The organism is Micromonospora marina (assembly GCF_900091565.1).
Taxonomy (GTDB): domain Bacteria; phylum Actinomycetota; class Actinomycetes; order Mycobacteriales; family Micromonosporaceae; genus Micromonospora; species Micromonospora marina.
This window is the reverse complement of sequence record NZ_FMCV01000016.1, coordinates 1-20,226: the sequence shown is the minus strand read 5'-3', so window position 1 is coordinate 20,226 and position 20,226 is coordinate 1. Positions and strand designations below refer to the sequence as shown.

Annotated in this window: 2 protein-coding genes; both read right to left on the bottom strand. The window is 76.3% G+C overall.

Features of this window, described 5'->3' with window-relative positions:
* Positions 1 to 25: 25 nt before the first annotated feature.
* Positions 26 to 11,266, bottom strand: coding sequence for a type I polyketide synthase (locus GA0070215_RS18555; protein WP_482194116.1), 11,241 nt, complete (start codon positions 11,264 to 11,266; stop codon positions 26 to 28).
* 11 nt (positions 11,267 to 11,277) lie between these two features.
* The coding region (locus GA0070215_RS18550) for a type I polyketide synthase (RefSeq protein ID WP_141708215.1) at positions 11,278 to 20,226 on the bottom strand (8,949 nt) is incomplete at its 5' end.

Genomic DNA, 20,226 nt, shown 5'->3' with positions numbered 1-20,226 from the left:
ATGCCGATGTCGTTGCGGCTGGTGCTCACGACGTCTCCAGCTCGCGGTCGATCAGGTCGAAGATGTTCTCGGCGGTGGCCGACTCCAGGTCGTCGTCGCCGTCCGCGTCCGCCTGCCGCTCGGTCAGCCGGCCCAGCAGGCCGTGCAGCCGGTCGGTGATCCGGCGGAACTCGTCGTCGGCCGGGTCCAGCCCGACGAGCGCCGCCTCCAGCCGGTCGAGTTCCCGGCCCGCCGCCGACGGCTCGCCGGGCGGGCTCACCGGGGCGAACTGCCCGGCCAGGTGGACGGCGAGCGCCTCGGGCGTCGGGTTGTCGAAGACCAGCGTCGCCGGCAGCCGCAGCCCGGTGGCCGCGCCGAGCCGGTTGCGTAGCTCCACGGCGGTCAGCGAGTCGAAGCCGAGCTCCCGGAACGCGCGGGTCGGCTCGATGCCGGCCGGGTCGCCGTGGCCGAGGACGACCGCCACGTGCGCCAGCACCAGGTCGCGCAGGGCGCGTACCCGCTTGTCGTCGGGCAGGGCGCGCAGCGTCTCGGCGTACGCCTGCCCGTCGGCGGCCTCGCCGGCCGCGGCCCGGCGGCCGGCGGCGCGGACCAGGTTGGTCAGCAGCGGGTGTACGGGCGACCCGGGCGCGGCCACGCCGGTGACGATCTTGGCGGGCATGAGTGTCGCCCGCTCCGAGCGCCAGAGAGCATCGAACAGGGCGAGCCCCTCGGCGTCGGAGAGCGCCGCCATGCCGCCCCGGTCGAGGCGGCGGATGTCGGCCGAGTCGAGATGGCCCGTCATGCCGCTGGCCTGTGCCCAGCGGCCCCACGCCAGCGCGACCGCCGGCAGGCCGAGGGCCCGCCGGTGCTCCGCCAGGGCGTCGAGGAACGCGTTGCCGGCGGCGTAGTTGCCCTGGCCCGGACCGCCGAACACGCCCGCGGCGGCGGAGAAGAGCACGAACGCGCTCAGGTCGTGGCCGAGGGTGGCCCGGTGCAGGTTCCACGCCACGTCGACCTTGGGCCGCAGCACCGCGGCGAGGCGGTCGGGGGTGAGCGACTCGACTGTGGCGTCGTCGAGGACGCCGGCGGCGTGCACGACGGCGCGCAGCGGGTGCCGCCGGTCCACCATGGACAGTACGTCCGCCACGGCGTCCGGGTCGGCCAGGTCGGCGGCGACGATCGACACGTCCGCGCCGCGCGCCTTCAGGTCGGCGAGCAGCTCGTCGGCGCCCTCGGCGTCCGGGCCGCGCCGGCTGACCAGCAGCAGCTGCCGGGCGCCGTGCGCGGTGACCAGGTGCCGGCAGAGCAGCGCGCCGAGGGTGCCGGTCGCCCCGGAGACCAGGACCGTGCCGTCGAGCCGGGGCGCCTGCGGAATGCTCAGGGCCAGCTTGCCGACGTGCCGGGCCTGGCTGAGGAAGCGGAACGCCTCGGGGGCGCGCCGCACGTCCCAGGTGCGCCGGGGCAGGGGCCGCAGCGCACCGGCGGCGAAAAGCGCCATCAGCCCGCCCAGCATCGCGCCGATCTTCTCCGGGCCGGCCTCGATGAGATCGAAGACCTGGTAGCTGACGCCCGGGTGGTCGGCGGCGACCCGCCGCGGGTCCCGCTTGTCGGTCTTGCCCATCTCGACGAACCGGCCGCCGTCGGCGAGCAGCCGCAGCGACGCGTCGACGTACTCACCGCGCAGGGCGTTGAGCACCACGTCGACGCCCCGCCCGCCGGTGCGGTGGGCGAACTCGTCGGCGAAGTCGAGGCTGCGGGAGGAGGCGAGGTGCGCGTCGTCGAAGCCGGTGTCGCGCAGCGCCGGCCACTTGCCGGGGCCGGCCGTGCCGTAGACCTCCGCGCCGAGGTGGCGGGCGATCTGCACGGCGGCCATGCCCACGCCGCCGGCCGCCGCGTGCACGAGCACGGACTCGCCCGCGCGCAGCCGGGCCAGCTCCACCAGCCCGTACCAGGCGGTCAGGAAGACCACGGGCACGGCGGCGGCGTCGGTGTAGGACCAGCCGTCGGGGATGCGGGTGACCAGCCGGCGGTCGGTGACCGCCGCCGAGGCGAACGAGCCGGAGAAAATGCCCATCACCCGGTCGCCGGGGGTGAGGTCGGCGACGCCCGGCCCCACGCCGAGCACCACGCCGGCGCCCTCGTTGCCCAGCACCTCCTGGTCGGGGACCATGCCGAGGGCCAGCACCACGTCGCGGAAGTTCAGCCCGGAGGCGCGCATCCCGACCAGGACGTGGCCCGCCGGCAGCTCCCCGCCCGCCTCCGGGCCGGGCAGCAGGGCGAGGTTCTCCAGCGTGCCCTTCTCGGTGACGTCGAGGCGCCACGGCACCTCGTCGGCGGGCAGCGGCAACACACCGGCGTCACAGGCCCGGGCCAGCCGGGGCACGAGCGGCGCGCCGTCACGCAGCGCGAGCTGCGGCTCGCCGGAGGCGACGGCCGCCGGGACGGCCGCCAGGGAGGCGGCGGCGTCGTCGGTGTCGAGCAGCGTGAACCGGCCGGGGTGTTCGGACTGCGCCGAGCGGACCAGCCCCCACAGGCTCGCCTGGGCCAGGTCGCAGGGAGCCTCGCCCGGGGCCGCGCCGACGGCGCCCCGGGTGTGCAGCACCAGCCGGGACCGCTCCAGCCGGGGCTCGCCCAGCCACTGCCGCACCAGCGCGAGGGCGTCGCGGGCCGCGTCGTGCGCGGCCTCAGCGGCCCGCTGCGGGTCCGACTCCGCGCCGGAGCGCAGGTCCAGCACCACATCGGGTACGTCCCCGGACTCCCCGATCTCGGCGACCAGGGCCGCCAGGTCGGCGTGGGACCGCACCGGCTGCCCGGCGGCGGCGAGGGCCCCGGCGAGGCCGAGGGTGTCGTCGCCGAGCAGCGCCCAGCGGGCTTCCCCGGCCGCCGCGCCGGTGTCCGTCAGCGGCGTCCAGTCCAGGTGGAACACCGACGTGCGGCGCAGGGCGGCGGCCTCGTCCGCTCGGCCCGCCGCGACCGGGCGGAACGTCAGCGACTCGACGGTGGCGACCGGCTGGCCGGCGGTGTCGGCGAGCGTGACCGCGACGGTGTCCGGGCCGAGGGGGCGCAGCCGCGCCCGCAGCCGGGTGGCGCCGTGGGCGTGCAGGGCGACCGAACGGAAGGCGAACGGCATCCAGCCCGCCCCGGGAGTGTCCGCCGCGTCGCCGAGCAGGGCGGTGACCCCGCCGGCCTGGAGGGCCGCGTCGAACAGGGCCGGGTGCAGCCCGAAGCGGGACGCGTCGGCGCTCACCTCCTCGGGCAGGGCCACCTCGGCGTAGACCTCGCCGTCACCGCGCCACACCCGGCGCAGCCCCCGGAAGGAGGGGCCGTAGCCGAGGCCACCCTCGGCCGTCTGCACGTACCAGGCGTCCAGGTCGGCGTCGACCTCGACGGCGTCGGCCGGCGGCCACTGCCCCGGTACGGCCGCCGGGGCGGGCAGCTGCGGCAGCAGGAGTCCCTCGGCGTGCCGGGTCCACTCGGCGTCGGCGTCCTCCTCGGGGCGGGAGTGCACGGTGACGCTCCGCTCGCCGCTGTCGGCGGGCGGGCCCACGCGTACCTGCACCTGCACCGCGCCGGTCGCGGGAAGCACCAGCGGGTTGATCAGCGTCAGGTCGCCCACCTGGCCGGCGTCGACCTCGTCGCCGGCCCGGACCACCATGTCGACGACGCCGGTGCCCGGGACGATCACCGCCCCGCCGACGGCGTGGTCGGCCAGCCACGGGTGGGTACGCACCGACAGCCGACCGGTCAGCACCACCGTCCCGTCGTCTGCGACGGGTACGGCCGCGCTGAGCAGCGGGTGCCCGGTGTCCTGGAGACCGGCCGAGCCGACGTCGCGTACGAGGTGCGCGGGAGCGTCCAGCCAGTAGCGTCCCCGTTCGAAGGCGTAGGTGGGCAGTGCCACCACGCCGGTCTCGGCGAGGACGGCCGTCAGGTCGACGGGCAGACCGATCGTATGGGCGGTGGCGAGGTTCGTCAGCAACCGCATCGGATCGTCGTCACCACGACGCAGGCTGCCCAGGATGTGCCCGGTGACACCGGCGTCGTCCAGGATCGCCGTCACCGGCATCGTCAACACCGGATGCGGACTGATCTCCACGAACGTCGTGTGCCCCGCCCCGACCGCCACCCGCACAGCCGCGTCGAACCGCACCGTCTGCCGCAGGTTGTCGTACCAGTAGTCCGCCGTCATCGAGAACGGGTCCACCCAGTCACCGGTCACCGTCGACACCATCCGAACGTTGCCGGGCCGCGGCGTCACACCGGCCAGATCGGCGCGCAACCCCTCCGCCACCTCCCGCACCGCCACCGAATGCGACGCATAGTCCACCGGAATCAACCGCGCCCGCACCCCATCGACCTGACACGCCGCCACCAGATCCGCAACCGGCTGCGGCGGACCCGACACCACCACAGTCGACGGACCGTTCACCGCCGCCACCCCAACACCCGGAAACCCCGACAACCGCTCCGCCACCGCCTCCGCAGAAAGATCAACCGACGCCATCGCCCCAGTACCCCGCAACACCGTCAACGCCCGCGACCGCAACGCCACCGCCCTCGCCGCGTCCTCCAGGCTGAGGATCCCCGCCACACACGCCGCACCGATCTCACCCTGCGAATGACCAACCACCGCCACCGGAACCACACCCACGTGCTGCCACACCGCCGCCAGCGCCATACCGACGGCCCACAACACCGGCTGCACGACCTCCACCCGCGCCAACCACGACTCATCCTCACCGGTCAACACCGCAACAAGGTCCACATCCAGATACGGCGCGAGAGCCCGCTGACACTCCCCCAGACGCGCGTCGAACACCGGCGTCCGACCCACCAGACCCGCCGCCATCCGCACCGACTGCGCACCCTGACCCGGAAACACGAACACCGCACCGGTTCCGGCGGCCATACCCGTCACGACGTTCCCCGCCGGCGACCCCGACGCCAGAGCGTCCAGCCCCGCCAGCAACTCCTCCATACCCGACCCGACCACAGCCGCCCGCTGGTCGAACACCGACCTGGTGACGGCGAGGGACCAACCCACCGCCGCCGCATCCACCACGGCTCCGGCGGTCCGCCGGAGCTGACCGGCGCCGCCGTCGCCGCGCTCGCGCAGGAAGTCCGCGAGCCGGGCCGCCTGCCCCGCGAGCGCACTCTTCGACCGTGCCGACACCGGCCACACCACGACATCCGAGGCAACCAGGCCCGGGCCGTGCTCGACCGGAGCGACGACCTCGGCCATCCCGTCGGCCTGCTCGATGATCACGTGCGCGTTCGTGCCGGACATGCCGAACGACGACACCGCCGCCCGGCGCGCCCGGTCCACCACCGGCCACGGACGCGACTGCGTCACCAGTTCCACCGCGCCGGACGTCCAGTCGATGTGCGGGGACGGCTCGTCCACGTGCAGCGTCGCCGGGACCACGCCCTCCCGCATCGCCAGCACCATCTTGATCACACCAGCGACGCCCGAGGCGGCCTGCGTGTGACCGATGTTCGACTTGACCGAACCGAGCAGCAGCGGCTCGCCGCCCTCGCGGCCCTGGCCGTAGGTCGCCAGCAGGGCCTGCGCCTCGATCGGGTCACCGAGCGTCGTACCCGTGCCGTGCGCCTCGACCACGTCGACATCCGCGCTGCCCAACCGGGCGTCCACGAGGGCCTGCCGGATCACCCGCTGCTGCGACGGACCGTTCGGGGCGGTCAACCCGTTCGACGCACCATCCTGGTTGACGGCGCTGCCCCGCACGATCGCCAACACCTCATGACCATTGCGCCGCGCGTCCGACAACCGCTCCACCAGCAGCACACCCACACCCTCACCCCAGCCCGTGCCATCCGCGCCCGCCGCGAACGCCTTGCACCGGCCGTCAGCCGCGAGACCCCGCTGCCGGGAGAACTCGAAGAAGGTGCCGGGGGTGGCCATGACCGTGACGCCGCCGGCGAGAGCCAGGTCGCACTCGCCACGCCGCAGCGACTGCACCGCCAGGTGCAACGCCACAAGCGACGACGAACACGCCGTGTCCACCGACACCGCCGGCCCCTCCAACCCCAACGCGTACGCCACCCGGCCCGACACCACACTCGCGGCGTTGCCCGTGGCCCCGAACCCTTCGGCCTGCTCCCCCGCAGCCATCAGCAGGGCCCCATAGTCCTGACCATTCGTGCCCACGAACACCCCTGTTCGCGAACCCCGCAGAACCCCAGGCTCAACCCCTGCCCGCTCGACCACCTCCCACGAAACCTCCAGCAACAACCGCTGCTGCGGATCCATCGCCGCCGCCTCGCGCGGCGAGATCCCGAAGAAACCGGCATCGAACTCGCCCGCCCCGTGCAGGAAGCCGCCCTTGTCGGCGTACGTGGTGCCGGGGTTGGCCGGGTCGGGGTCGTAGAGCCGGTCGAGGTCCCAGCCCCGGTCGGTCGGGAAGTCGCCGATCGCGTCGACGCCGTCGGCGACGAGGCGCCACAGCCGTTCGGGGCCGTCGACGCCACCGGGGTAGCGGCAGGCCGTAGCGACGATGGCCACCGGCTCGTCGTCGCCCACGGCGGCCGGGACGGCTGCGGGAGCAGCCCCGGCGTCGGCGCCGAAGAGGCCGGCGAGCAGGAAGCGGGACAGCACCACCGGGGTGGGGTGGTCGAAGACCAGGGTGGTGGGCAGCGCCTGCCCGGTGGCGGCGACGAGCCGGTTGCGCAGCTCCACGGCGGTCAACGAGTCGAAGCCGAGGTCGCGGAACGCGGTGGTCGCGCCCACGGCGGCAGCCCCGCCGTCGTGGCCGAGCACGTCGGCGGCGAGTTCGCGGACCAGGTCGGCGACGATCTCCTCGCGGCGGGCCGGGGTCAGCGCGGCGAGGCGGCGGCGCAGCGTGGCCGCCGGGCCGTCGTCGCCGTCGTCGGCCGCGGCGCCGCCGTCGAGGGCGGCCCGCGCCTCCGGTACGCCCTCCAGCAGCGGCCGGCGGCGCGCGGAGGCGTACGCGGGGGCGAACCGGGTCCAGTCCACGTCGGCCACCGTCACTGTGACGTCGTCGTGGTCGAGGGCCTGCTGCAACGCGGCCACGGCGACGGCCGGGTCCATGGCGGGCAGGCCCCGGCGGCGCAGGTTGCGCTCGGCGTCCGCCGCGTGCATGCCGCCGTCGGACCAGGGGCCCCAGGCGATGGCGGTGCCGGCCCGGCCGTCGGCGCGCCGCCGCCGCACGAGCGCGTCCAGGTAGGCGTTGCCGGCCGCGTACCCGGCCTGCCCGCCACTGCCCCAGGTGGCGGCGATGGACGAGTAGACGACGAAGGCGTCCAGCTCCCGGTCGGCGAGCAGGCCGGCGAGGTGGGTGGCCCCGGCGGTCTTGCCGACTGTCACCTCGGCCAGCTCGGCGGGGGTGACCTCCGCCAGCGGGGTGGACTGCGCGACGCCGGCGGTGTGCACGACGGTACGCACCGGCGGGCCGTCGGACTCGACCCGGTCGAGCAGGTCGGCGAGGGCGGCCCGGTCGGCGATGTCGCAGGCGGCGACGGTGACCCGGGCCCCGAGGCCGGCCAGCTCGGCCTCCAGCTCGGCGGCGCCGGGGGCGTCGGGTCCGCGCCGGCTGACCAGCACGACGTGCTCGGCTCCGGCGGCGGCGAGCCAGCGGGCGGCGCGCGCGCCGAGCCCGCCGGTGCCACCGGTGATCAGGGCGGTTCCGGTGGGCGTGAACCGGCGCGCCGGCGGACGGTCGCCGAGGGCGGCGCGGACGAGGCGGCGGGCGAAGACGCCGGGGCCGCGTACGGCGAGCTGGTCCTCACCGGTCGAGCCGGTGAGGATCGCGGCGAGCCGGAAGGCGGCCCGGTCGTCGGGGTCGGACGGCAGGTCGACCAGGCCGCCCCAGCGGTGCGGCGCCTCGACGCCGACGACCCGGCCGAGGCCCCAGATCGCGGCCTGCGCCGGGTCGGCGAGCCGGTCGTACGAGGCGGCGGCGACCGCGCCCCGGGTGACCAGCCACAGCGGCGCCGCCACGCCGGCGTCGCCGAGCGCCTGCACGAGGGCGAGGGTGGCGGCCAGGCCGGGCAGGACGGTGCCGTCGGCGGTGCGTGGTTCCCCGGCGAGCAGGGACACGACGCCGGTGGGCTCGGTGCCGGCGAGGGCCGCCGCGAGGCCGGCCCGGTCGGCGTCCGGCTCCACGGTCAGTGGCAGCACGTCGGCGCCGGCGCCGGTCAGCGCGGCCCGGACGGCCCGTGCCGCCGGGTCGTCGGCGTCGTCGGCGGGCAGCGCCAGCAGCCAGGTGCCGGCCAGCCGGGCGGAGGCGGGCTCGGGGGCCACCTGCCATTCCTCCCGGTACCGCCAGCCGTCGAGGACCGAGTGTTCCTGCCGCTGCCGCCGCCAGTCGGCGAGGACGGGCAGCAGGGTACGCAGCGACTCGGCGGCGGCGGTGTCGGTGACGGCGAGGGTGTCGCGCAGCGCGTCGAGGTCGGCGCGTTCGACGGCCGCCCAGAACCGGCGGTCGAGCGCGCCGGCCCCGCCCGTCGTGGTGTCGTCGGCGGGCGCCTCGGCCGGCACCCAGTAGTGCTGCCCCTCGAACGGGTAGGTGGGCAGGTCGACGAGCCGGCCGGCGAGGACGTCCGCCCAGTGCGGCGGGGTGCCGGCGACGTGCAACCGGGCGAGGGCGGCGAGCAGGGCACGGCGGTCCGGGCGGTCCCGGCGCAGCACCGGCACCACCACGGCGGAGGCGGCGTCGACGGCGTCGGTCTCGATCCCGGCGAGGGTCTCCTGGACGCTGGCGGTGAGCACGGCGTCCGGCCCGACCTCCACGAAGGTGCCGACGCCGTGGGCCCGCAGGGCGCGTACGCCGTCGGCGAAGCGGACCGCCTCCCGGACGTGGCGCACCCAGTAGCCGGGGTCGGTGAGCTGTGCCGGGTCGGCCAGCTCGCCGGTCACGTTGGACACCACCGGCAGGGTGGGGGCACGCAGGTCGAGGCGGGCGGCGACGGCGGCGAACTCGGCGAGCATCGGCTCCATCAGCGGGCTGTGGAAGGCGTGGCTGACCCGCAGCCGCCGCACCTTCACCCCCCGGCCGGTCCAGAGTTCCGCCAGCTCGTCGATGGCCGCCGCGTCGCCGGAGACGACGACGGCGTCGGGGCCGTTGACGGCGGCGACGGCGACCCGGCCGGTCAGCGCGGCGATCGACTCGGCGACCCGGGCCTCGTCGGCGGCCACGGCGAGCATCGCGCCGCCGGTGGGCAGGTCCTGCATGAGCCGCCCCCGGGCGGCGACGAGGGCGCACGCGTCGTCGAGGCTGAGCACGCCGGCCACGTGGGCGGCGGTCAGCTCACCGACGGAGTGCCCGGCGACCACGTCGGGGGCCAGCCCCCAGGAGCCGAGCAGCCGGTGCAGCGCCACCTCGACGGCGAACAGCGCGGCCTGGGTGAAGACGGTCTGGTCGAGCAGGTCGGCCTCGGCGGTGCCGGGCTCGGCGAACAGCAGCGGCTTCAGCGGCCGGGGCAGCCGGTGGTCGAGGTGGCCGCAGACCTCGTCGAGCGCCTCCGCGAAGACCGGGTACGCCTCGTACAGCTCCCGGCCCGCGCCGGCGCGCTGGGCGCCCTGGCCGGAGAAGAGGAACGCGACCCCGCCGCGGTCGGCGGCGGCGCCGGTGACCAGCCCGGGGGCGGGCCGGTCGTCGGCGAGGGCGTGCAGCGCGGCGAGCAGGCCGTCGCGGTCGTCGGCGAGCACGACCGCCCGGTGCTCCAGGGGCGAGCGGGAGACCGCCGAGGTCCAGGCGACGTCGGCCGGGCGCAGGTGCGCGTCGTCGGCGACGTAGGCCGACCAGCGCTCGGCCTGGCGGCGCAGCGCGGTGCGGGTGCGGCCGGTGAGTAGCACCGGCGCGGGCGCCACCGGGTGGTCCGCCTCGACGCCGGCCGGTTCGGGCTGTTCGAGGATGAGGTGGGTGTTGGTGCCGCTCATCCCGAACGACGAGACGGCGGCCCGTCGCGGCCGGTCCACGGCCGGCCACGGCGTGGCCTCGGTGACGAGGGTGACCGCGCCGGCGGCCCAGTCCACGTGCGGGGTGGGCTCGTCGACGTGCAGGGTGGCCGGCACGACGCCGTGCCGCATCGCCAGCACCATCTTGATCACACCGGCGATGCCGGCGGCGGCCTGCGTGTGCCCGATGTTGGACTTGATCGAGCCGAGCAGCAGCGGCGCGGCGTCGCCCCGCTCCCGGCCGTACGTGGCGAGCAGGGCCTGGGCCTCGATCGGATCGCCGAGGGTGGTGCCCGTGCCGTGCGCCTCCACGACGTCGACCAGGTCGGGGGTGAGCTTCGCGCCGGCCAGGGCCTGCCGGATGACCCGCTGCTGGGACGGGCCGTTGGGGGCGGTGAGGCCGTTCGACGCGCCGTCGGAGTTGACCGCCGAGCTGCGGATGACGCCGAGCACGGGGTGGCCGTTGCGGCGGGCGTCGCTGAGCCGTTCCAGCAGCAGCATGCCGACGCCCTCGGACCAGCCGGTGCCGTCGGCGGAGGCGGCGAACGACTTGCACCGGCCGTCGGCGGCGAGGCCGCGCTGCCGGGAGAACTCGACGAACGGGCCGGGGGTGGCCAGCACGGTCGCGCCGCCGGCCAGGGCGAGACCACACTCGCGCTGGCGCAGCGCCTGGCAGGCGAGATGGATGGCGACCGACGCCGACGAGCAGGCGGTGTCCACGGTGACCGACGGGCCTTCGAGGCCGAACGTGTACGCCAGCCGACCGGACACGACACTGGCGGCGGTGCCGGTCAGCACGTACCCCTCGACGCCGGGCGCCCGGTGGAGCACGGCGGCGTAGTCCTGCCCGGACGTGCCCACGAAGACGCCGGAGCGGCTGCCACGCAGCGACAGCGGGGCGATTCCGGCGCGTTCGAACAGCTCCCAGGTGACCTCCAGCAGCAGCCGCTGCTGCGGGTCCATGGCGACCGCCTCACGCGGCGAGATGCCGAAGAGCGCGGCGTCGAACTGCCCCGCGTCGCGCAGGAAGCCGCCGGCGGTGGTGTACGAGGTGCCGGCGTTGTCCGGGTCGGCGTGGTAGAGCCGGTCCAGGTCCCAGCCGCGGTCGGTGGGAAAGTCGCCGATGGCGTCCCCGCCGGACGAGACGAACTCCCAGAGCTCCTCGGGCGAGCTGATGCCGCCCGGGTAGCGGCAGCTCATCGCCACGATCGCCACCGGCTCGGACTCCTCGGCGGTGACCTCGCGCAGCCGTTGGCGGGTCTGCTGCAGCTCGGCGACGACCCGCGTCAGGTATTCACGCAGCCGATCTTCGTCCGCCATGACATCTCGCTTTCTCGTGACACCACAGATCCCCGGGCGGCTCAGGAGAGCCCGAGGTCCTGGTCGATGAGGTCGAACAGCTCCTGGTTGCTGGCCGCCCGCAGCCGGCCGGCCACCTCGGCGGCGTCCTCCCGACGTTCCTCGGCGGCGCCGAGCCGTTCGAGCAGGCTGTGCAGGCGCATCGTGATCCGCACCCGGCCGATGTCGTCCGGGTCGCGCAGCGCGAGGGCGCTCTCCAACTGGTCCAGCTCCGTGAGGGTGGGCAGCGCCTCCACCGACACTTCGTCGAGCAGTTCGGCCCGCAGGTGCTCGGCCAGCGCCTGCGGGGTCGGGTGGTCGAACACCACCGAGCTGGGCAGGCTGAGCCCGGTCGAGCGGGCCAGCCGGCCCCGCAGCTCCACGGCGGTGAGCGAGTCGAAGCCGAGGTCCCGGAAGGGCCGCCCGGCCTCCACTGCGTACGGGCTGTCGTGGCCGATGACCTCGCCCGCGGCGGTGCGGATGAGATCGACCAGCAGCCGTGCCTGTTCGGCCTGCGACAGCTCGCCGAGCCGCTTGCGCAGTTCGCCGGCGACGTGGTCGCCGCCCTCGGCGTCGGCGCGCGCCGCCGCGGCCTGGGCGGCCACCTCGGCGATCTCGCTGATCAGCGGCCGGGGCCGGGCGGAGGCGAACACCGGCGCGAAGCGTTCCCAGTCGATGTCGGCGACGGTGAGGGCGGTGTCGTCGCCGTCGAGGCCGGCGCGCAGGGCGGCCATCGCCGGTTCCCGGTCGAGCAGGGACACCCCGCGCCGGCTCATGGCCGCCGCGTGCGCGTCGGTCACCATGCCGCCGCCGGCCCACGGTCCCCAGTTCACCGAGAGGTGCCGGGCCCGCCCGGCCGGCCGGGACTGCGCCCAGGCGTCCAGGAAGGCGTTGCCGGCGGCGTACGCCCCGTGGTCGCCGACGCCCCAGACGGCCGCGATGGAGGAGAAGTGCACGACCAGGTCGAGCGGCTCCGGGTCGAGGAACTCGTCGAGGTGCCGTGCGCCGGCGATCTTTCCGGAGACGACGTCGGCGAGTTCCGCCTCGGTCACGGCGGTGACCGGGGCGAGCCGGCCCACCCCGGCGGCGTGCACCACGGCGTGCACGGTCTCACCGTCGGCGCGCAGCCCACGGATCAGGTCGGCGACCGCGTCCCGGTCGGCCAGGTCGCAGGCCAGCACCCGCGCCTCGGCACCGAGGGCGGCCAGTTCCGCCACCGCCTCGTCCGCGCCGGGGGCCGTCGCGCCGCGCCGGCTGACCAGCAGCAGTCGCCGCGCGCCGTGCCGGGCGAACCAGCCGGCGGCGTACCGGCCGACGGCGCCGGTGCCGCCGGTGACCAGGACGGTGCCCGGCGCCTGCCAGCCGGCCGGCGCCTCGGCGCGGGGCGCGCGCTCCAGCCGCCGCAGGTACGTCCCGGAGTCGCGCACCGCGAGCTGGTCCTCGTCGCCGGCGGCGGTGAGGGCCGCCAGGACTCCCTCGGCGGCGGTGTCCAGGGTGGCGGGCAGGTCCAGCAGGCCGCCCCAGTGCCGGGGGTGTTCCAGCGCGGTCACCAGGCCGAGGCCCCATGTGGTGGCCTGGGCGGGGTGGGCGACGGGGTCGTCGGCGCCGGTGGCCACGGCCTGCCGGGTCAGCAGCCACAGCGGCACCGGTGGCAGGGCGTCCGTGACCGCCTGCACCAGGGCCAGGTTCGCGGTCAGGCCCAGCGGCACGGCCGGGCGGTCGGGGTGCGCCCGCTCGTCGAGGGCGAGCAGCGACACGATCCGGGTGGGCGCCGGGGCGGCGAGCTGCCCGGCGAGCGCGCTCCGGTCGGTCGTCGCCGGGTCGACGGCGAGCTGCCGCACGGTGCCGCCCCGCGCGGTGAGCAGTTCGGCGAGCCGGTCGACGACCGGCTGGTCCGTACCGCTGTGCACCAGGGTCCACGTGCCGTCGACGGCACCCGCGACGAGCGCCCGCGGGCGCCAGGTGATCCGGTAGCGCCAGCCGCCGGCGAGGGTGTCCTCCTGCTGCTGGCGCCGCCACCGGTCCAGGTCCGGCAGCAGTTCCCGCAGCGGCCGGTCCGCGTCGAGGCCGAGCCGGCCGGCGAGCGCGTCGCCGTCGCCGGATGCCACGGCCCGCCAGAACGCCGAGTCGACGTCGTCGTGCGCGGCGGCGGGGGTGTGGGTCGCCGCGGCGTCGAGAGTCGGCCAGAACCGCTGGTGGGCGAACGCGTACGTGGGCAGGTCCACCGGGGCGGCGGCGGGCAGCAGTGCCGGGAAACGTACGGGCACGCCGTGGCAGTGCAGCCGGGCCACCGCGCCGAGCAGGGTGGCCACCTCGTCCTGGCCGGGCCGCTGCACGCCGGTCACGACGACCGGCGCGTCCACCGGCAGCGCGTCGGCGGTCAGGGCGGTCAGCACGGTGTCCGGCCCGATCTCCAGGAACCGGGTCACCCCGTGGGAGTACATGTGGGTCACGGTGTCGGCGAAGCGGACCGCCTCGCGGACGTGGCGGACCCAGTAGTCGGGTGTGCAGAGCTGCTCGGGGTCGACGACCGTGCCGGTCAGGTTCGACACCAGCGGCACCGTCGGCGGGGCGTACGACAGGGTCGCCGCGACGGCCGCGAACTCGGCGAGCATCGGCTCCATCAGCGGGCTGTGGAAGGCGTGGCTGACCCGCAGCCGCTTGGTGCGTACGCCGAGGTCGGTGAAGTGGGCGGCCAGTTCGGTCAGCACGTCTTCGGCCCCGGCGACGACGACGGCGGCCGGCCCGTTGACGGCGGCGACGGCGGGCTGTCCCGGCGTGCCGGACAGGGCCCGCAGCACGTCGACCTCGGGCGCGGCGACGGCGAGCATCCCGCCGCCGGGTGGCAGGGCCTGCATCAGGCGCCCCCGGTTGCCGACGAGCGCGCAGGCGTCGGCCAGGTCGAGCACCCCGGCGACGTGGGCCGCGCTGATCTCCCCGACCGAGTGCCCGGCCACGAAGTCGGGCCGGATCCCCCAGTGTTCGAGCAGCCGGAACAGCGCCACCTCGACCGCGAAGAGCCCGGCCTGGGTGAAGACGGTCTGGTCGAGCAGGTCGGCCTCGGCGGTGCCGGGCTCGGCGAACAGCACCGTGCGCAGCGGCCGCGGCAGGTACGCGTCCAGGTGCTGGCACGCCTCGTCGAGGGTCGCCGCGAAGACGGGGAACGTCTCCCACAGGCGTCGGCCCATCCCGGCGTGCTGCGCGCCCTGGCCGGAGAAGAGCGCCGCCAGCGCGCCGCCGGGCTCGGCGGCGCCCCGGGTGAGCCCGGGGTGGTCCTGCCCGGCGGCCAGGGCCCGCAGGCCGGCGAGGGCGGCGTCGGCGTCGGCGGCGAGCAGCACCGCGCGGTGCCGCAGCGGGGACCGTCCGGTGGCCAGTGCCCGGGCCGCGTCGGCGGCGGGCGTCCCGCTGCCCGGCAGCCAGTCGGCCAGCCGGGCCGCCTGTGCCCGCAGGCTGTCGGCGGTGTCTGCCGATACGAGCCACGGCAGCAGCGGCGTCCCCTCGGCGGCGCCGAGCGTGCCGCGGCTGGAGCTGGTGGTGGGCGCGTCGGCGCCGGCCGGACGGGCGGCGCCGGTGTCGGCCGGGGGCGTGGCGGGCGCCTGTTCGAGGATGACGTGCACGTTGGTGCCGCTGACCCCGAACGACGACACGCCGGCGCGGCGCGGCCGGTCCACGTCCGGCCACGGCTGCGCCTCGGTCAGCAGCGCGACGGCGCCGGCCGACCAGTCCACGTGCGGCGACGGCTCGTCCACGTGCAGGGTGGGCGGCAGCAGGTCGTGCTGGAGGGCCAGCACCATCTTGATCACGCCGGAGACGCCGGCGGCTGCCTGGGTGTGGCCGATGTTCGACTTCACCGAGCCGAGCCAGAGCGGCCGGTCGGCGGGGCGCTGCCGCCCGTACGTGGCCAGCAGGGCCTGCGCCTCGATCGGGTCGCCGAGCCGGGTGCCGGTGCCGTGCCCGTCGACGGCGTCCACGTCGACGGCGCTCAACCGCGCGTTGGCCAGCGCCTGGTTGATCACCCGCTCCTGCGCGGGCCCGTTGGGGGCGGTCAGGCCGTTGCTGGCGCCGTCCTGGTTCATCGCCGAGCCGCGCACGACGGCGAGGATCCGCCGGCCGTCGCGTTGGGCGTCGGAGAGCCGCTGCAACATCACCAAGCCGACGCCCTCGCCCCAGCCGGTGCCGTCGGCGGCCCCGGCGAACGACTTGCACCGGCCGTCGAGGGCGAGCCCCCGTTGCCGGGCGAACTCCAGGAACGGGCCGGGGGTGGCCATCACCGTCACGCCGCCGGCGACCGCGACGTCGCACTCGCCCTGCCGCAGGGACTGGCAGGCCAGGTGCAGCGCCACCAGCGACGACGAGCAGGCGGTGTCGACGCTGACGGCGGGGCCCTGCAACCCGAAGTGGTAGGCCAGCCGACCGCTGATGACGGCGGCGACGTTGCCGGTGGCCTGGTAGCCCTCGGTCTCGACCCGGGCGGCCATCAGCAGCGTCGCGTAGTCCTGGCCGTTGGTGCCGACGAAGACGCCGGTGTTTGTCTCCCGCATGTCGGCGGGCGCGGTGCCGGCCCGCTCGAACAGCTCCCAGGCGCTCTCCAGCAGCACCCGTTGCTGCGGGTCCATCACCATCGCCTCGCGCGGGGAGATGCCGAACAGGGCGGCGTCGAAGCCGGCGGCGTCGGTGAGGAAGCCGCCCTCGCGCACGTACGAGGTGCCGGGCCGGTCGGGATCGGGGTCGTAGATGGCTGCCAGGTCCCAGCCCCGGTCGGTCGGGAACTCCGCTATGCCGTCGCGTCCCTCGGCGACGAGTCGCCACAGGTCCTCGGGGCCGGCGACGCCGCCGGGGTAGCGGCAGCTCATCGAGACGACGGCGATCGGCTCGTCCAGCGCGGTGGCGGACCGCACGGGCTCGGCCGCCGGGGTGTCGTCGCCCGCGAGCCTGCCCGCCAGGTGCTCGGCGAGGGCGTCGGGCGTCGGGCGGTCGAACACCAGGGTCGCCGGCAGGTTCAGCCCCACCGCCTCGGCGAGGCGGTTGCGCATCTCGACGGCGCTGAGCGAGTCGAAGCCGATCTCCCGGAACGACCGGTCCGCCGCCAGCGCCTGCGGCGAGGACAGGCGCAGCACCGCCGCCGCGTGGACGCGTACGAGGTCGAGCAGGACCCGGCGGCGTTCCGGGGCGGCGAGGCCGGCCAGCCGGCCGCGGAGCGGGGACGCCGCGTCGGGCGTGCCGCCGTCGCGCTGCCCGGCCGCCAGCAGCCGGGCCGCCTCGGGAATGTCGGCGATCAGCGGCCGGGGGCGGGCCAGCGTGTAGGTCTGCAGGAACCGGTCCCAGGCGATGTCCGCCACGGTGAGCGTGGTGTCGCCGTGGTCGAGCGCCTCGGCCAGGACGGAGACCGCGAGGTCGGGGCGCATGGCCCGGACTCCCGAGCGGAACATCTGGTCGGCGGCGCCCTCGGCGTCGACCATGCCGCCGCCGTCCCAGGCGCCCCAGGCGATGGCGGTGGCGGCCCGTCCGCGCCGTCGCCGGTCCTCGGCGAGCGCGTCGAGGAAGGCGTTGGCGGCGGCGTAGCCGCCCTGGTGCCCGCCGCCCCAGACGCCCGCGCCGGAGGAGAAGAGCACGAACGCCGACAGTTCGTCGCCGTACGCCTCGTCGAGGTTGACCGCGCCCGCCACCTTGGCCCGCAGGGCGTCGGCGAGGTCGGCGACGTCGGTGGCCGCGACGGGCGCGGCGTGGGCGACGCCGGCGATGTGGAACACGGCCCCGACGCGGGTGCCCTGCCCGGCGAGCCGCCCGACGAGGGCCCGTACGGCGGCCGCGTCGGCGACGTCGCAGGCGGCCACGGTGACTGTGGTGCCGGTGGCGCGCAGTTCGTCGGCCAGCTCGTCGGCGCCGGGCGTGGCGGGGCCCTGGCGGCCGGTCAGCACCAGCTCACCCACGCCCTCGCGGGCCAGCCAGCGGGCCACCTGGGCCCCGATGGACCCGAGGCCGCCGGTTACCAGGACGGCGCCGCTGGCGGGACGCCAGTCCTGCGTCGCGGTGCGCTCGGCGCGGGCGCGGACCAGTCGCCGGGCGAACACCCCGGAGGGGCGCAGCGCCAGCTGGTCCTCCGCGTCGACGCCTGCCAGCACCGCCCCGAGCCGGGCCCGGTCCCGGGGGTCCAGCTCGGCGGGCAGGTCCAGCAGTCCGCCCCAGCGGTCCGGGTGTTCCAGGGCGACCACCCGGCCGAGCCCCCAGAGCATCGCCTGGCGGGGGCGGTCGAGCTGGTCGGCGCGGCCGGCCGAGACCGCGCCGGTGGTGGCGCACCACAGCGGGGCGGTGACGCCGGTGTCGCCGAGGGCCTGGACCAGGGCGTACGTGGCGGCCAGACCCGCCGGGACGACCGGGTGGGCCGGGTGCGGCGCGTCGTCCAGGCCGAGCAGGGAGAGCACTCCGGCGACGGGCCCGCCGGTACGCGCCAGCCGCTCGGCCAGCGCCGGCCGGCCCGTCTCCGGCACGTCGATCCGGACGACCTCGGCCCCGCCCTCGCCCAGCGCCCGGGCGACGCCGTCGACCAGGGGGTGCTCGGCTTCGGCGGCCGGCACGACCAGCAGCCACGTGCCGGCGAGGGTGGCCTCCGGCGCGACGGCCAGCGGCTTCCAGGTCACCCGGTAGCGCCACGAGTCCACGGTGGACTCGTCGCGGCGGCGCCGGCGCCAGGAGGACAGCAGCGGCAGCGCGGGGTCGAGGGAGCTGACCGTGGCCTCGTCGATGCGCATGGCGGCGGCCAGGGCAGACGCGTCGGCGCGTTCCACTGCCTCCCAGAAGTGCCGGTCCGCCTCGTCGGTGCCGGCGGGGGCGGGGGCGGTCGCCGCCGTCGGCTGCGGCCAGTAGCGCTGACGCTGGAAGGCGTACGTGGGCAGCGGGAGCGGCGGGCCGGTGGGGGCGCCCAGGATCGCCGTCCAGTCGACGGGCACGCCGTGCACGTGCAGCCCGGCGAGGACCGTCAGCATGCGCTGCCAGCCGCCGGCCACGGTGTCGTCGGCGGCCACCACGACGGCGTCGTCGGCCCGCGCGCTCTCGCGGATGCCGGCTGCCAGCACGGTCGCCGGGGCAGCCTCGAGGAGGACCCGGTGGCCCTCGTCGAGCAGGGCGCGTACGGCCGGTTCCGCGTCGGCGTCGGCGGTCAGGTCCCGGTACCAGCGGGCGGCGTCGAGGCCGTCGGTGTCGACCGGGCCGCCGGTCGTCGCCGGGTACAGCGGCACCTCGGCCGCCCGGAGGGTGATGCCGGCCAGCGCGTCCGCGCCGTCCTCCGCCGGGCTGGCGAGGGCGATCGTCCTCGCCGCGTCCTCCAGCGACAGCGCGCCGGCCACGCAGGCGGCCGCGAGCGCGCCGTGAGCGTGCCCGAGCACGGCGGCGGGTCGTACGCCGAGGGAGCGCCACCAGCGTCCCAGCGAGACGGCCACGGCCCACCGGACGGCCGGCGCCACTTCGGGGTCGGCCGGGGTGGGGGCGCCGTCCGCGCCGCGCAGCACGGCGGCGAGCGACCAGTCCACGTGGGGGGCGAGGGCCGCCTCGCAGGCGACGATCGCGGCGGCGAACTCCGGTGCCCGGTCCAGCAGCTCGACGGTCGCGGCGGGCCACGGGTCGCCGTGGCCGGGGAAGACGAGGACCGGGTCGGCGGCGCGCGCCGCGACGCCGGTGACGGCGGCGGTGGCCTCGCCGAGGTGGAACGACTCCAGGGCCCGCGTCAGGTCGACGGTGTCGCGGCCGAGGACGACGGCGCGGTGGTCGAACGTGGCCCGGGTGGTGACCAGGGCGCGCGCGACGTCGGCCGGCGCCAGCTCCGGGTGCGCCGCGAGGTGCGCGCCCAGCCGGGCCGCCTGGTCGCGCAGCGCCGGGGCGTCCACGGCGGAGAGCACGAGGGGTACGAGGTCGGCGCGCGGCCGGTCGGTGGGCCGCGCGCCGACCGTCTCGGCGGGCGGCTGCTCGATGATCACGTGCGCGTTGGTGCCGGAGATCCCGAACGACGACACCCCTGCCCGACGCGGCCGGCCCATCCGCGGCCACGGCGTCGGCCCGGTAGCGAGGGCGACCGCCCCGGCCGTCCAGTCGACGTGCGGGGATGCCTCGTCCACGTGCAGCGTCGCCGGGACGACGCCGTGGCGCATCGCCAACACCATCTTGATCACACCGGCCACACCGGCTGCCGCCTGCGTGTGCCCGATGTTCGACTTGATCGAGCCCAGCCAGAGCGGCCGGTCGGCGGGCCGGTCCTGCCCGTACGTCGCCAGCAACGCCTGCGCCTCGATCGGGTCACCCAGGGTCGTGCCGGTGCCGTGCGCCTCCACGGCGTCCACGTCGGCGGTGGTGAGCCGCGCGTTCGCGAGGGCCTGCCGGATCACCCGCTGCTGCGACGGGCCGTTGGGGGCCGTCAGCCCGTTCGAGGCACCATCCTGGTTCACCGCCGTGCCCCGCACCACGGCGTGGATCCGCCGGCCCTCCCGCTGCGCGTCGGAGAGTCGCTGCACGAGCAACACGCCCACACCCTCGGACCAACCCGTACCGTCCGCCGACGCCGCGAACGACCGGCAGCGGCCGTCGGCCGACAGGCCACGCTGCCGCGAGAACTCGATGAACGTGCCGGGCGTCGCCATGACGGTCACGCCACCGGCCAACGCCAGATCACACTCGCCACTGCGCAACGCCTGCGCGGCCAGATGCAACGCGACGAGACTGGACGAACAGGCGGTGTCCACCGTGACCGCCGGGCCCTCCAAGCCGAACGTGTACGCCACCCGACCCGACAACACGCTGCCCGACGTACCCGTACCGACGTATCCCTCCACCTCGTCGGCCAACCCCATGAGCTGCGACGCATAGTCGTGATACATCACACCCGCGAACACACCCGTCCGGCTGCCCCGCAACTGCTGCGGGTCCAGCCCGGCGGACTCGAACGACTCCCACGACGCCTCCAGCAGCAACCGCTGCTGCGGATC